13 protein-coding genes are annotated in these 15,330 nt (G+C 63.2%); 8 read left to right on the top strand and 5 right to left on the bottom strand.

Annotated elements, in window-relative coordinates:
- Positions 1-6 precede the first annotated feature (6 nt).
- A complete protein-coding gene (locus tag PQQ95_RS15855; RefSeq protein ID WP_408438328.1) occupies positions 7-1,161 on the top strand; it encodes an acyl-CoA dehydrogenase family protein in 1,155 nt (384 codons plus the stop codon).
- Between the two features lie 62 nt (positions 1,162-1,223).
- Here the strand turns inward: PQQ95_RS15855 and PQQ95_RS15850 are convergent, their stop codons facing one another.
- Positions 1,224-2,021, bottom strand: coding sequence for an alpha/beta hydrolase (locus tag PQQ95_RS15850; protein WP_408438327.1), 798 nt, complete (start codon positions 2,019-2,021; stop codon positions 1,224-1,226).
- Positions 2,022-2,172: 151 nt separating this feature from the next.
- Positions 2,173-4,035 carry a dihydroxy-acid dehydratase gene (gene ilvD, locus PQQ95_RS15845; protein ID WP_408438326.1) on the bottom strand — a complete coding sequence of 621 codons (1,863 nt, stop codon included), beginning with the start codon at positions 4,033-4,035 and terminating at the stop codon, positions 2,173-2,175.
- Between the two features lie 200 nt (positions 4,036-4,235).
- Between ilvD and ribBA the strand changes: the two genes are divergently transcribed.
- From ribBA to PQQ95_RS15825, 4 genes are all read left to right on the top strand, one after another.
- On the top strand, positions 4,236-5,372 hold the full coding sequence (gene ribBA / locus PQQ95_RS15840; RefSeq protein WP_408438325.1) for a bifunctional 3,4-dihydroxy-2-butanone-4-phosphate synthase/GTP cyclohydrolase II: 1,137 nt from the start codon (positions 4,236-4,238) through the stop codon (positions 5,370-5,372).
- A gap of 50 nt (positions 5,373-5,422) precedes the next feature.
- Complete coding sequence (gene ribH / locus PQQ95_RS15835; RefSeq protein WP_054037335.1) at positions 5,423-5,929, top strand: 6,7-dimethyl-8-ribityllumazine synthase; 507 nt, start codon at positions 5,423-5,425, stop codon at positions 5,927-5,929.
- Positions 5,926-6,360 (top strand): transcription antitermination factor NusB, encoded by a 435-nt coding sequence (nusB, locus tag PQQ95_RS15830; RefSeq protein ID WP_169487292.1) that lies wholly within the window; start codon positions 5,926-5,928, stop codon positions 6,358-6,360. The genes ribH and nusB overlap by 4 nt, the downstream gene beginning before the upstream one ends.
- A gap of 141 nt (positions 6,361-6,501) precedes the next feature.
- A complete protein-coding gene (locus PQQ95_RS15825) occupies positions 6,502-7,698 on the top strand; it encodes a pyridoxal phosphate-dependent aminotransferase (RefSeq protein ID WP_408438324.1) in 1,197 nt (398 codons plus the stop codon).
- 209 nt (positions 7,699-7,907) lie between these two features.
- On the opposite strand, the gene PQQ95_RS15820 is transcribed toward PQQ95_RS15825, so the two are convergent.
- Entirely contained in the window at positions 7,908-9,080 is a 1,173-nt protein-coding gene (locus PQQ95_RS15820; RefSeq protein WP_408438323.1) for a transglycosylase SLT domain-containing protein, read from the bottom strand.
- A 609-nt stretch (positions 9,081-9,689) separates the two neighbouring features.
- On the opposite strand from PQQ95_RS15820, the gene PQQ95_RS15815 reads away from it, so the two are divergent.
- Entirely contained in the window at positions 9,690-11,258 is a 1,569-nt protein-coding gene (locus PQQ95_RS15815; RefSeq protein ID WP_408438322.1) for a UbiD family decarboxylase, read from the top strand.
- A 125-nt stretch (positions 11,259-11,383) separates the two neighbouring features.
- The gene (locus tag PQQ95_RS15810; protein WP_408438321.1) at positions 11,384-12,061 is read left to right on the top strand and encodes a LysE family translocator; all 678 of its coding nucleotides are present in this window, start codon (positions 11,384-11,386) and stop codon (positions 12,059-12,061) included.
- A gap of 79 nt (positions 12,062-12,140) precedes the next feature.
- On the opposite strand, the gene PQQ95_RS15805 is transcribed toward PQQ95_RS15810, so the two are convergent.
- Positions 12,141-13,106 (bottom strand): threo-3-hydroxy-L-aspartate ammonia-lyase, encoded by a 966-nt coding sequence (locus PQQ95_RS15805; protein WP_408438320.1) that lies wholly within the window; start codon positions 13,104-13,106, stop codon positions 12,141-12,143.
- Between the two features lie 163 nt (positions 13,107-13,269).
- Entirely contained in the window at positions 13,270-13,572 is a 303-nt protein-coding gene (locus tag PQQ95_RS15800) for a hypothetical protein (protein ID WP_408438319.1), read from the bottom strand.
- Between the two features lie 779 nt (positions 13,573-14,351).
- Here PQQ95_RS15800 and PQQ95_RS15795 point away from each other — a divergent pair.
- Positions 14,352-15,290 (top strand): Rossmann-like and DUF2520 domain-containing protein, encoded by a 939-nt coding sequence (locus tag PQQ95_RS15795; protein WP_408438318.1) that lies wholly within the window; start codon positions 14,352-14,354, stop codon positions 15,288-15,290.
- Positions 15,291-15,330 lie beyond the last annotated feature (40 nt).

Below are 15,330 nucleotides of genomic sequence, written 5' to 3'. Positions count from 1 at the left end.
TCGATCATGAACTTCAATCTCAATGCAGAGCAGCAACTGTTGCAGGATAGCGTCCGGCGTTTCGTCGACAAGGCCTACGGCTTTGACGCCCGCACGGCGCTTGTGAACGCGCGCACGACGTCGAGCGCGTTGCACTGGCAAACCTTCGCGGACAACGGCTGGCTCGCGGCCGCGTTGCCAGAATCGTGCGGCGGCCTCGGCGGCTCGCTGGTTGACACGGTCTTGATCGCGCAGCAGTTCGGACGCGCTCTGGTGATCGAACCGTACCTCGGCTGTGCCGTGCTGGCGGCTCAGACGCTGCGCGCGGCGGGCACGCCGGCGCAGTGTGAGCACTGGCTGCCGGCGCTCGCCGACGGCTCGCGAAAATTCGCGCTCGCGTACAGCGAGGCGCAGTCGCGCGGCTTTCCCGAGCCGGTCGAACTAATGGCGGTGGCGACGCCGGACGGCTACTCGCTGTCCGGCCGCAAGACCCTCGTGCTGGGCGGCGCGGGTGCGCACGCCTTCATCGTCTCCGCGCGTGCTTCGGACGCGGACGGCATCACGCTTGTGGTGGTCGACGCCGAAACACCCGGCCTTGTGCGCCGCGTGCTGCCGCTGCACGACGGCAGCTTTGCCGCCGAACTGACGTTCGACGCAGTGCAGGTAGGTCGCGATGCGGTATTGGGTGAACCCGGCAGCGGTCTTGCCGCGCTCCGGCATGGACTCGCGCACGCGACGGCCGCGCTCGGCGCCGAACTGGTGGGCGGTATGGAGCGGGCCATTGAGATGACGGCCGAGTACCTCAAGGTGCGCAAGCAGTTTGGCGTGCCGATCGGCAGTTTCCAGGCGCTGCAGCATCGTCTGGCGGACATGGCGGCCGAAATGGAGCTTGCCCGGTCGATGCTGTATGCGCTGCTCGCGTCGCTCGAGAACGACGAGGCGCCGGCGCGGCAACGCGCCGTTTCTCAGGCCAAGGCAGTGATCGGGCGCGCCGCACGCTTCGTGTGCGGTCAGGCCATTCAGCTTCACGGCGGCATTGGCATGACTGAGGAATATCAGGTGGGCCACTACTACAAGCGCGCGGTCCTCGCCGACGTGCTGTTCGGCAACAGCGATGCGCACGATGCTGCCGGTGCCGCGCAATTGCAGAAGGATCTGCTTCAAGAGGACTATCGGGCATGAAGCGTAGTCGCGAATACAGGGACGCTCGATATCTCTTCGTCAATGAAAACGCAGACAGGCCGCTATTTGCCACCAGTTGTGTCGCCGGTCAACCAGGCATTTATATTGGCCAACACCTGCAGTTCGGCACCGAGAAATCCATGTGGAGAGTGCCCACCACAGTCGGCTTTTTTGTCGCCGCCGCCCTCCGTCGAATCGACTGATACGAAATCGAAGTGGTTACGCTCGGCCAGCCGCTTGCCGGCATAGGCGGGCGAGGACACACAGGCGTCGTGCTCGTTCGATACCACTAGCACGCGATACCTTGTGCCTTCCACGTTCAGATCGGCAAGACTGGGACTGCCCCGATGCGAGACGGTCACTGGGGACGTCAGTACATATGCATCGGCCAACGTCGGATCGCGTTCCAGCACGTTGCCGACTGAAACCGTCCCGGCACTCGTGCCGATCAGCGCGATCTTCGAGTTCGGGAAACGTTGCCGCAGCACAGTCAGAACAGCCTTCGTATCCGCGAACGACGCCTTGCTCAACCGGAAGGAATCATCGACCCCTTCGGGCTGGTCGGAAGGCGTATCGACCAGCGCCACCGCGTCCCCCCGTTCAACCCAGTGATGTGCCGAGCGGATCAGAAAGTTGCCCTTGAGCGTCGTCGCGCCAGTGGCATCGAGATGAAGGGCTCCCGGCGTGCCGCCGAACAGGACAATCACCCATGGCGGGTTCGGCGACGGCGATTCGACGAAGATGCCCTGCGTCACGCCGTCCCGCGTCGGGATCGTCACGAGGTCGCCTTGATCGAGCGGAGCCGCATGCGCATGGATTACGGCAAGGAAAGCTGCCAGCAAGCAAACGATTCGCTTCATGAATGGGCTTCCTCTGCTCCAGCGCGATTGGCCTGAAACGGTTATTACCCGCTCTCAGAATTGCACACGGGCGGCGTTCATTGCGAACGCCGCCCGTCTTCCTTCACGGCTCCTGCTTCAACAAGCCGCCCGGCTACGCTTCAACTCCGCCTTACTTGCGCTTCAATTGCGAAAGGTCCCGCACGGCGCCGCGGTCCGCGGAAGTCGCCAGCGCCGCATAGGCCTGCAACGCCTGCGACACCACGCGCTCGCGATCCACCGGCATCCACGCCTTGTCACCACGTGCCTCCATCGCTGCGCGACGGCGCGCCAACGCCTCGTCCGACACCACCAGGTGCATCTTGCGCTGAGGAATGTCGATCTCGATCACATCGCCCTCTTCCACCAGACCGATCGTGCCGCCTTCGGCCGCTTCCGGCGACGCATGCCCGATCACCAGCCCAGACGAACCGCCGGAGAACCGGCCGTCGGTAAACAGCGCACAAGTCTTGCCCAGGCCTTTGGATTTCAGATACGACGTGGGGTACAGCATTTCCTGCATGCCGGGACCGCCCTTGGGGCCTTCGTAACGGATCACGACCACGTCGCCCGCCACGACCTTGTCACCCAGAATGGCGTCGACGGCGTCGTCCTGGCTCTCGAAAACGCGCGCGCGCCCGGAGAAGACCCACTGCGATTCGTCGACACCCGCGGTCTTGACGATGCAGCCCTTCTCCGCGAGGTTGCCATAGAGCACGGCGAGGCCGCCGTCTTTCGAATACGCGTTCTGTTTGCTGCGGATACAGCCGGTCTTGCGATCCGTATCCAGCGACGCGAAGGTGGCTTCCTGGCTGAACGCGACGGTCGTCGGAATGCCGCCCGGGGCCGCCCGGAAGAGTTTCTGCGCGTCTTCGCCCGCGCCGCCGGCGACGTCCCACCTGGCGATCGCCTCGCCCAGCGTGCCGCTATGAACGTTGCCGCACGACAGATCCAGCAGATCCGCGCGGGCCAGTTCGCCGAGAATGCCGGGAATGCCGCCGGCGCGATGCACGTCTTCGATATGGAATTTGTCGGTGGCGGGCGCCACTTTGCACAGGCACGGCACGTTGCGCGAGATGCGATCGATGTCGGACATCGTGAAATCGACGCCACCTTCCTGCGCCGCAGCCAGCAGGTGCAGCACGGTATTGGTCGAACCGCCCATGGCGACGTCGAGCGCCATGGCGTTCTCGAATGCCTGCTTGCTGGCGATGCTGCGCGGCAGGACCGACGCGTCATCTTCCTGATAGTAGCGGCGGCACAGGTCCACCACGAGTCGGCCGGCCTGTTCGAACAGGCCCTTGCGCCATGCGTGCGTCGCGACGATCGTGCCGTTGCCGGGCAAGGCCAGACCGATCGCCTCGGTCAGGCAGTTCATCGAGTTCGCGGTGAACATGCCCGAGCAGGAACCGCAGGTCGGGCAGGCGCTACGCTCGATCTCCGCTACTTCCGCGTCGCTGACCCGCGAGTCGCCGGCCTTGATCATCGCGTCGATCAGGTCGATCTTGGCGATCACCTGGCCGTCCGTCGGCGATTTGACCTTGCCGGCTTCCATTGGACCGCCGGAAACGAACACGACCGGGATGTTCAGGCGCATGGCGGCCATCAGCATGCCCGGGGTGATCTTGTCGCAATTGGAGATGCACACCATGGCGTCGGCGCAGTGCGCGTTGACCATGTATTCCACCGAATCGGCGATCAGTTCGCGCGAGGGCAGCGAATACAGCATGCCGCCGTGGCCCATGGCAATGCCGTCGTCCACCGCGATGGTGTTGAATTCCTTGGCCACGCCGCCGGCCGCTTCGATTTCCTTCGCGACCAGCGCGCCCAGGTCGCGCAGATGCACATGGCCCGGCACGAACTGCGTGAACGAGTTCACCACGGCGATAATCGGCTTGCCGAAATCGTCGTCTTTCATTCCGGTGGCGCGCCACAGGGCGCGGGCGCCGGCCATGTTGCGGCCATGAGTCGATGTGCGTGAGCGATAGTGCGGCATGATCTGTCTCGAACGTTTAGCGGGGAAATTGTTTTCTGAAGGCGGCCTTCGCGGGCGCGACGAATTATAGCAACGCCGCCCCGCCAAACCTCCCCCAGACACGCCTGCTGCCTCGCCAAACGGCCTATGCCGTCCGGCCCAGGCGACTTGAACGCGCGCGTGGCGTAAAATACGCCCTTTCTTCGAAAAACTCCGCCAACATGACGCTCGCCTCCACTCAAGAGATCATCGCCGAACTGAAAGCAGGCCGGATGGTGATCCTCGTCGACGAAGAAGATCGCGAAAACGAGGGCGACCTCGTGATCGCCGCCGAATTCGTCACGCCGGAAGCGATCAACTTCATGGCCCGCTACGGCCGCGGCCTGATTTGTCTGACGCTCACGCAGGAACGCTGCAAGCTGCTGAACCTGCCGCTCATGACCTATCGCAACGGCACGCAGTACGGCACGGCGTTCACCGTCAGTATCGAGGCGGCCGAAGGCGTGACCACCGGCATTTCGGCAGCCGACCGTGCCCGCACGATAGCCGCAGCGGTCGCGCCGGACGCTAAAGCCGAGCACATCGTGCAGCCGGGACACGTGTTCCCGATCATGGCGCAGCCCGGCGGCGTGCTGGTGCGCGCCGGCCACACCGAGGCCGGTTGCGACTTCACCGCGCTGGCAGGCCTTACGCCGGCCGCGGTGATCTGCGAAGTCATCAAGGACGACGGCACCATGGCGCGCCTGCCGGATCTGATGGAGTTCGCCCAAGAGCACGATCTGAAGATCGGCACGATCGCGGATCTGATTCACTACCGCAGCCGCACCGAATCGATCGTCGAGCGCATTTGCGAACGCACCATGCAGACCGCGCACGGCGCGTTTCGCGCGGTGATGTATCTCGATCAGCCGAGCGGCCAGCCCCATATCGCGCTGGTACGCGGCACGCCGAACCCGGAGCAGGAAACGCTGGTGCGCGTGCACGAGCCGCTCTCCATGCTGGATCTGCTCGAAGTCGGCAAGTCGACTCACTCGTGGACGCTGGACGCGGCAATGAAAGAGATCGCCCAGCGCGACCTCGGCGTGATCGTGCTGCTGAACTGCGGCGATTCGAAAGAGCATCTGGTCGACGTGTTCAAGGCGTTCGACTCGAAAGAAAAAGCCGAGGCGCTCAAACACCGGCCGGTCGACTTCAAGACGTACGGCATCGGCGCGCAGATCCTGCGTGAACTCGGTGTCGGCAAGATGCAGGTGCTGTCGAACCCGCGCAAGCTGGGCAGCATGTCGGGCTACGGTCTCGAGGTCACCGGCTTCGTCCCCATGCCCGGCGGCGCCGCACAGGCTCCGCAGCAAGGCTGATCCGACCATTCACGCGCTTAAGCGCCCACTCAAAACACTACGGAATTCACATGGAAATCGGACAATACCAACCGAATCTCGACGGCGACGGACTGCGTATCGGCATCGTTCAGGCGCGTTTTAACGAACCCGTCTGCAATGGTCTCGCGGATTCGTGCATTGAAGAACTCGAACGCCTCGGCGTGACCGGCGAAGACGTGCTGCTGGTCACCGTGCCGGGCGCGCTGGAAATCCCGCTGGCATTGCAAAAGCTCGCCGAGAGCGCGCAATTCGACGCGCTGATCGCGCTGGGCGCGGTGATTCGCGGCGAGACGTACCATTTCGAACTGGTGTCGAACGAAAGCGGCGCGGGCATTACCCGTATCGGTCTCGACTTCGGCATTCCGGTCGCGAACGCCGTGCTGACCACGGAAAACGATGAACAAGCGGTTGCACGCATGACCGAGAAAGGTCGTGACGCAGCGCGCGTGGCCGTCGAAATGGCGAACCTCTCGGTCGCGCTCGAACAACTCGGCGGTGACGACGAAGAAGAAGACGAAGAAGAGGAAGAGGCATGAAGAGCGCACGCCGACGCTCCCGCGAACTGGCCACGCAGGGGCTTTACCAGTGGCTGCTGTCGGGTTCGCCCGGCGGTGAAATCGACGCGCAACTGCGCGGCGCGCAAGGCTTCGACAAGGCCGACCACGAGCATCTGGACGCCATCCTGCACGGCGTAATCCGCGATTCGGAAGCACTCTCCGCGGATATCGCACCGTGCCTCGACCGCCCGATCGAGCAGCTTTCGCCGGTTGAGCGCGCAGTGCTGCTGGTCGCCGCGTTCGAACTGAAGAATCACGTCGATATTCCCTATCGCGTGGTCATCAACGAAGCGGTCGAACTCGCCAAGACGTTTGGCGGCGCGGACGGCTACAAGTACGTGAACGGCGTGCTGGACAAGCTGTCGGCGCAATTGCGCGCGGCTGAAACGCAGGCAGCCCGCAAGCATTGAGGATGGGGCGCGTGGCCTCGTCACGCGCCTGCTCCATGCACGCAGCCCCATACCTTTGGGTGCTTGCAAGGACGCCGCAGCGCACATGAACCCATGTGCCACGCGCCGTCCCGCTTTTGCTTCTGAACTGGATTTGATCGTATGAACTCCGTGACCGAACCCTTGGTGCGGCTTGCTGCCCGCGTCGACGCCATCCAGCCTTTCTATGTGATGGAGCTGGCCAAGGAAGCCGCGCTGCTCGAGCGCGAGGGGCGCGACATCATCCACATGGGCATCGGCGAACCCGATTTCACCGCCCCCGAGCCGGTCATCGAAGCGGCCGCGAGTGCCCTGCGCCGCGGCGTCACGCAATACACCAACGCGCTTGGCCTGCACGCGCTGCGCGAGGCGATCTCGGCGCATTACGCCGCGGCCTACGGCGTCAGCGTCGATCCGGCGCGGATCGTCGTCACCGCCGGCGCGTCCGCCGCGCTGTTGCTGGCTTGCGCGGCGCTGGTCGATCGCGACGATGAAGTGCTGATGCCCGATCCGTGTTACCCGTGCAACCGCCACTTCGTGATCGCGGCGGAAGGCAAACCGGTGATGGTGCCAAGCGGGCCGGCCGAACGCTTCCAGTTGACCGCCGCCGACGTCGAACGTCTGTGGAACGAACACACCCGTGGCGTGCTGCTGGCGTCGCCGTCGAACCCGACGGGCACGTCGATCGAACCGGCGGAACTCGAACGCATCGTCAAGACCGTGCGGGCGCGTGGCGGCTTTACGATCGTCGACGAGATCTATCAGGGCTTGAGCTACGACGCGAAGCCCGTCTCGGCGCTCTCGTTCGGTGACGACGTCATCACCGTCAACAGTTTCTCGAAGTACTTCAACATGACCGGCTGGCGTTTGGGCTGGCTGGTGGTGCCGCCCGGCATGGTCGGCGCGTTCGAAAAGCTCGCGCAGAACCTGTTCATCTGCGCGTCGGCGCTTGCTCAGCATGCGGCGCTGGCATGCTTCGAACCGGAAACAATCGCGATCTACGAAGCGCGCCGCCTCGAATTCAAGCGCCGCCGCGACTTCATTGCGCCGGCGCTCGAATCGCTGGGTTTCTCGGTGCCGGTAATGCCGGACGGCGCCTTCTACGTGTACGCTGATTGCCGCACGGTCGCGCACCAGGCGGCCGGAGACAGCGCAGCGCTCACCAAGGCGATGCTGCACGAGGCGGGCGTGGTGCTGGTGCCCGGCATGGACTTCGGCACGCACGCGCCGAAGGACTACATCCGGCTATCGTATGCCACCGCCCTGCCGAAGCTGGAAGAAGCAGTCGAACGGCTGGCTAAGCTCTTCGGACGGCATTGAGCGGATAGATATCAGCGCTTTTGCGGGCTTGAGGCTTGAGTCCCCTAAGAGCCGTCGCCAAGGCGGGTTGCAACGCCTCTGACAAACATACAGCCCACGGCCGCGCCCGACACCGCCAATGTTGGCCACAAAAGAAAAAGGACACCTTCGTCGGGTGTCCTTTTCTGTATCGGCCGCTTCCTTGCGTAGCGAACCCGGTTACTTCAATCTCAAGCGCCCAACTCCGAGGCCGATGCTACATGCTTGGTCGCAGTGGAACTGGCGTCGTCCTGCTCGGACACCGGTGTCTTCACCGGCGCTGCCGCGCTCAGCGGATGACCGGCATCGAGCGTCATCTGCACGCGCTTGCCGTTAGCCGATGCCGCTGCAGCCGGAGTCGTGTTCGACGCCGTCAAAACCGGCGCCTGCGGTGCGTTGATCGGCACCTTGCGGCCGCGCGCCACATCGCGCAGGCGGCCACGCTCGGCCATCACCTTGGCGCCGTAGCCGCCGTCGTCCTGCGAGCTCGAGCCGACGTAGAGACGCAGACCGCCCGGCAATGAACCGCCGCGGGCGATACAGTCCTTCAGCACCAGCGCGCCCACCTTGATGTTCGCAACCGGTTCGAGCGCCGCGCTCTGCCCGCCGAAGTACTGGAATTTGTCCGAGTGAACCTTGGACATCACCTGCATCAGGCCCTGCGCACCCACGCCGCTCTCGGCGTACGGGTTGAAGCCCGATTCGATTGCCATCACGGACAGCAGGAGAAGCGGGTCGAGACCGACTTCACGGCCGGTGTCGAACGCGGCCTTCACGAGCTCGCTAACGGGCTCCTGAGCAACGCGGTAGCGCCGCGCCAGGTAAGACGAGACCAGATCCTGCTCGCGGGTCGAAACCAGCACGCGGTCGTCGCGGGCATCGGCCGAGACGCGCTGTGCCGGGATCAGCCGTGCCAAAGCGGAGACGCTCTGCATGGTGCGCGGGTCGAGGCCGTTCAGTGCAGCCACGCCCATACCGGACGTGCCGGTGCCGTCGAAGGCGCCGTCGTAGCTGGTATTGCTGGCGGTAACGCCATTGTTCGCGCCGCTGGCGGCGTCGCTACCGGTCGAATTCGCGGACAGCGAGTCGTCAGAGGAGGCGCCAGGCGGCCCGAAAGCCGGCAGCGGGTTGCCTTGCAGCAGACGGGCGGGACCGGCTTGCACAGCGGCGGAAAGGACCGGCATCAAGCGGGCCGCAAGGGTGCCGCGCCACGTCGGCATCAGCCACAGCGCGAGTGCCAGCACGACAGCGATTCCGCCGACAATGCTGAACAGGTGATGACTCATTCGCGTCCCGCGACGCAACGCACCACGCACAACTTGCGCAATACGTTCATCGGGACGCCACGATAACCAGGCGTTCATTCAGATCTCCCATGTTGCATGATCCGCGAACTCCGCCAGTCGAACAGGCGGTAACACACATTCGCAGAGTCAAGACATCGCGCGCTCTGTCTGGTTAGGGCAGCTGCGACGTCGGGAAAACGGCAAATACCGTTTGTGGGGAGCCAATCTTGAAAAGAGGTCCGCGGCATGCCAAAAAAGCATGCAGGCGGTGGCTCCCACGCGAAAAACCAGCGTCAGTTGGCGCCGGCGAGGACTTCGATAAGCCGTCAGATACCGTGCAGGGGGTCGGTAAATGGTGACGCGTTGCGTCTAAAGGGACCGGGGGCAGTGGTAAAAAGGTTCATGCCCTGCAACCAATGTGGACGGATTCTATGCAGGGTTTTATAGATCGTCAACACTATAGATAGGCAAAACTATAACTAATTGTAATAATGAACAGTGTTCAGTCCGCTCAAAACCGCGCGGTGCGCGCCTCTTGAGCTATCTCGAATAGCCGTTCCGAATTCGGCCATTTGGCCAATCTACGTACGGCTGCCAACACAGGTAAAATCGACAATCGTTCTGGCACCGTGAAGCTCTGCGGCGCCCCTACTTTTTTGCCGCTTGAGCGGCTCTCTACCGCACCAGATGAAATACAAAGACCTGCGCGATTTCGTCGGCCGCCTCGAAACGATCGGTGAACTGCGCCGCATCTCGCAAAACGTCTCGCCCGTCCTGGAAATGACCGAACTGTGCGACCGCGTCCTGCGCGCCGGCGGTCCGGCGATATTGTTTGAGAGCCAGCAACAGCGCGCGTTCCCGGTCCTCGGCAATCTGTTCGGCACGCCGCGCCGCGTTGCGCTCGGCATGGGTATCGACGCGCAAGCGGGCGAAGGCGATGGTGCCGCGCTGGAGTCGCTGCGCGACGTCGGCCGCCTGCTTTCGGCATTGAAGGAACCCGAGCCGCCGAAGGGGTTCAAGGACGCAGGCAAACTGTTCTCGCTCGCGAAGGCGGTGTGGGACATGGCGCCCAAGACCGTGAGCGCGCCGCCCTGCCAGGAAATCGTCTGGGAAGGCAATGATGTCGACCTCGGAAAACTGCCCATTCAGACCTGCTGGCCAGGCGATGCAGGGCCGCTCATCACATGGGGCCTCACCGTCACAAAAGGCCCAAATAAGAGCCGACAAAATTTAGGCATATATCGCCAGCAACTGATCGGGCGTAACAAATTGATCATGCGATGGCTTGCGCATCGCGGCGGCGCACTCGATTTCCGCGAGTTCGCGCTGCAGAATCCGGGCAAGCCGTATCCCGTGGCCGTAGTGCTGGGCGCTGATCCGGCGACCATCCTGGGTGCGGTCACGCCGGTGCCGGACACGCTCTCCGAATACCAGTTCGCCGGACTGCTGCGCGGCGGGCGCACCGAACTCGCGAAGTGCATCACGCCGGGCGTCGACGGCTTGCAGGTGCCGGCGCGCGCGGAAATCGTTCTGGAAGGCTTCATCTATCCGCAGGAAGGGACGCCCTCGCCCGCTCCCGCAGGCGCGCCGCCACGTCCGGCCAAAGGGGCATCCGCCGCGTACGAACACGCGCTGGAAGGCCCTTATGGCGACCACACCGGCTACTACAACGAGCAGGAGTGGTTCCCCGTCTTCACGGTCGAGCGCATCACGATGCGGCGCGATGCGATCTATCACTCCACCTACACCGGCAAACCGCCGGATGAGCCCGCCGTGCTCGGCGTCGCGCTCAACGAGGTGTTCGTGCCGTTGTTGCAGAAGCAGTTCACCGAGATCACCGATTTCTATCTGCCGCCCGAAGGATGCAGCTACCGGATGGCGATCGTGCAGATGAAGAAGAGCTACCCGGGTCACGCCAAGCGCGTGATGTTCGGCGTGTGGAGTTTCCTGCGGCAATTCATGTATACGAAGTTCATCGTCGTGGTCGACGAGGACGTGAATATCCGCGACTGGAAGGAAGTGATCTGGGCGATCACCACGCGTATCGATCCGGCACGCGACACCGTACTGGTCGATCGCACGCCGATCGACTACCTGGATTTCGCCTCGCCCGTGGCAGGTCTCGGATCGAAGATGGGACTCGACGCGACCAACAAATGGCACGGCGAAACCGATCGCGAATGGGGCCGCCCGATCGAGATGGACAAGGCGGTCAAACAACGCATCGACACCTTGTGGAATGAGTTGGGACTGTAAAGACGGGGCTCGAATCCCACCACTCAACTTCGGGATTCTGCCGGCATCGAAACGATCCATGCACCCGCCGGATCGCTCGCGCCTGAACAAGTCTGAATAACAAAACTGATGGAGCAGTTGCGCGGATGCATGCCTTTTCAATGATGTCGGATGGTTTTTTCCTGTCGTTGTCGTTGTGTCTGGATATCGGCCTCGTCAATGTCGCGATGATTTCGCTGACGCTGTCGCACGGCTTCAAACCGGGCTTCTGGTTAGGCCTGGGTTCCTGTTTCGGCGATCTGGTTTACGCGGCGCTCGCGCTCGCGGGAATGGCTGCGCTGCTGCAATTCGAATCGGTGCGCTGGGTGGTGTGGATCGGCGGCGCGGCGGTGCTGCTGTTTCTCACATGGAAGATGGCGCGTGAGGCGCTGTTCCCGGCGTCGGCACCGGCAGTTGCCGGCGAAGCGGATGCCAAAGCACCGCATCTTTCCCCGTGGCGCGGTTTCTTGCGTGGCGCATTGCTGGCCACGTCGTCGCCGTCGGCGATTCTGTGGTTCGCCGCAGTCGGCGGTGCGTTGATTGCGAAAGCCGGCGCCACCAGCGTGACGACCGCACCGGTATTCCTCGGCGGCTTCTTCCTGGGTGGATTGTGCTGGACGATCTTTATCTGCGGACTCGGCAGCCACGGGCGCAAACGCGCCGGCACCGGTTTGCTGCGCGCGTGTCATGTGTTGTCGGCGCTGCTATTCGCCTACTTCACGTATAGCGTGATCGTGAACGGGTATCGCGATCTGATCGTGCAGACCGCGCAGATGGCAAGCTAGAAAAAACGGCTCGCCAAGGCGAGCCGTCCTGCTTCAATTTCACCGGGTACAACGCGACGCAAACGCGGCGTTGCGCGTATCAGGCAAGGTACTGCGCCAGCTTCGCCAGGTCCACGTTGCCACCGCTCACCACCACGCCTACGCGCTTGCCTTTCACCGGCACGATACCGTTGAGCACGGCAGCCGCGGCGAGACAGCCCGTCGGCTCGACCACGATCTTCATGCGCTGCGCGAAGAAACGCAGGGTCTCGATCAACTGCTCGTCGCTGACCGTTTCGATCTGCGCAACCAGCTTCTGAATAATCGCGAAGGTGTAGTCGCCGAGATGCGTGGAAGCGGCGCCGTCGGCAATCGTGCGCGGCGTGTCGATATGGACGATCTCGCCACGCGCGAGCGATTGTTGACCGTCGTTACCCGCTTCAGGCTCGACACCGATCACCGTGCACGCCGGGCTCAATGCCGCGGCCGACAATGCGCTGCCGCCGATCAAGCCACCGCCGCCGAGGCAAACAAACAGCATGTCGAGCGGGCCGGTTTCTTCGATCAACTCCTTCACCGCCGTGCCCTGCCCCGCGATCACGTGCGGATGGTCGTACGGCGGAATCAGCGTCATGCCACGTTCTTCGGCGAGTCGCCGGCCGATCTCTTCGCGATTCTCGGTGTAGCGGTCGTAGCTGATCACTTCACCGCCATAGCCCTTGGTCGCCGCGACTTTGGCGGCGGGCGCGTCGTGCGGCATGATGATCGTCGCATGAATCCCGGCGAGGCGCGCCGATAGCGCGATAGCTTGCGCATGATTCCCCGACGAATACGTCAACACGCCTGCTTTGCGTTGCTCCGCGTCGAAATGCGAAATCGCGTTGTAGGCGCCGCGAAACTTGAACGCACCCATGCGCTGAAAATTCTCGCACTTGAAGAACACCGACGCACCCGTGCGCTCGTTAAACGTGCTCGAGGTAAGAACGGGGGTGCGGTGGGCGACGCCTTCAAGACGCGCAGCGGCGTCGAGTACGTCGTCGAAAGTGGGAGCGGGAAGCGCTTGCATTGACGAAACTCTCCAGAGCAGTGGCGAAACAGCCATTCTCCCAGCTTCGACAATGCTTGGGTATGTCGATTGACAGGCAGCAGCAGATACACAAACGGCGCAACCCGGCGGTCAAGCCGGCGTTACGCCGTCAATACAAACACGTGCGGTGCTCTTCCTGCGATCAGCGGCGATAGTAGCCGTGGCCGTAGTAACCGTGACCGTAGTAGCCGTGATGATAATAAGGACGACGATAACCACCGTAATAGCCCCCCACTACCACTGCCGGCGGCGCGTAATAACCCGGCGCATACACCACCGGCGGAGGCGGCGGCGCGTAATAGACGGGCGGCGGCGCAGCATAAACCGGATACGCTGGCGCGACCGGAATGCCAATACCGATACCGACGGAAACGTGCGCCTCGGCAGCAGTAGCGAACCCCACGCCGAGTGCAGCGGCAACGACAAACGGAACGATCTTCTTCACTTTTATTCTCCTGGCGCGGCCCACTAAGGTCGCCGACTTCGCATGCCCTGCATGCTATGAAATCAATGTATCGAAAAAGACCATGGATAGATGTTCGCATTTGTTGCAAATTGCAATTGCTGGCAATGGGTGGGAATGTGCGCCTGCGCGATGCCGCCGGGCCACGCGGCGTAACCGACTGAGAACTAAGGGTTTGCCAGCGGTCGAACGAGCGCGAATCCGCTGCCTTCCGGGTTGTGCGGGTTCAGCCGCTCACTTGTCAGTAATCTTTGATTACAAATTAGCTTCAATCCTGACAGCCCAAATGAAAAATGCCCGGTGCAATCGCACCGGGCATTTCTTACCCATCAGCAGACGGTATTGTCAGCCTACCTTTACGTAGGCAAATTCTCGGGAGACGTTGGGCGGGACATACGCACCACTGATGCGCACGCGTGGCGTCAGGCGCTTTTTCTGGTCCCACCAGCGACGACGCTGCGTGTGCGTCAAAAACCGCAAGTGCTTTCGGTAAGAAAAAATATTCATCGTTACCTCCCGAATCTGACTGCGAGACGAAAAACCCAGAACAGCAACTGCCAAACCGGCTCATGAAGAAATTGTGAGCAGTTTTCGGACCCGCGGGGCGCGTACGACCGGATAACCGACCGGACTCGCCATATCGCGCGCGCACTGATCAGAGGAATGCCCGCTCCGCAACACACTCCTGCCCATACTACTGCCGGACGGATGCGCGATACTGCTGCTTTCCCGTTCAAGTGTCCCGTCTGGAGCAGGCAACCATGTCCCAGCCCTCTCTGCCAAGTCTCGGCTTCATCGGTGCGGGGCGGCTCGCGCGCTGTCTCGCGCTGAGCTTTTCCCGCGCCGGCTATCCGGTCACGGCGGTGGCGAGCCGCACGGCAGCCTCGGCCAGCCGGCTCGCCAGTCAAATCGAGTATTGCGCGGCGCTCGACGATCCACAACAGGTGGTCGACGCCGCCGATATCGTCTTTTTAGCCGTTCCAGATGACAGCATCGGTACGACAGCGCACACACTGCGGTTCACGGCGGACGCTGCCCGCGCCCCATACGGCAAAGCGCTCGTCCATTGCAGCGGCGCCTCGCCGGTCGAGTTGCTGGCCCCGGCGCGTGACCAGGGCGCCTCGATCGGCGGCTTTCACCCACTGTACCTCTTTAGCGGCGATCTCGCCGACCTCGAGCGGATCGCCGGTTGCTCGGTGACAATCGAGGCCGACGGCGCACTCATGGACGCCCTGACGGCGCTGGCCGTCGCCCTGCGCTGCCATCCGCTGTCGATTCCAGCGGGCGGCCGCATGCTGTATCACGCCGCCGCGCATTACGCCGCCAGTTTCGCGCTATGCAGCCTCGCGGAATGCGTCGCGCTATGGCGCACGCTGGGCTTTGCCGAAGACGACGCGCTCCGCGCGCTGCTGCCTATGCTCTCCGGCACCATCGAAACCGCCCGCGACAAAGGCCTGCCCAACGCGCTCGCCGGCCCGGTGTCGCGCGGCGACACTGGCGTCGTGGAAAAGCAGCTGGCGTTACTGGAAAGCCTCGGCGGCGACCATGCCGCGCTGTACGGTTTGCTGACACGGCGCGCGGTCGGCCTGGCCGAACGGCGCGCCAAACCGCCCGCGGCGATCGAGGCGATTGCCGGAGCGGTGGAAGAATCGCTCAACCGGTCGCTGAATCAGGCCGCAGCAGGTGCAAGCGTCAAGTAAGGCGTGATAATGTGACGTCCGGCGCCGCGCGCAATCCGCC

The sequence above is a fragment of the Paraburkholderia caffeinilytica genome, from assembly GCF_046030355.1.
Taxonomy (GTDB): Bacteria; Pseudomonadota; Gammaproteobacteria; order Burkholderiales; family Burkholderiaceae; genus Paraburkholderia; species Paraburkholderia caffeinilytica_B.
Note: the sequence above shows the minus strand (reverse complement) of the source record. Positions and strands in the feature narration are given on the sequence as shown.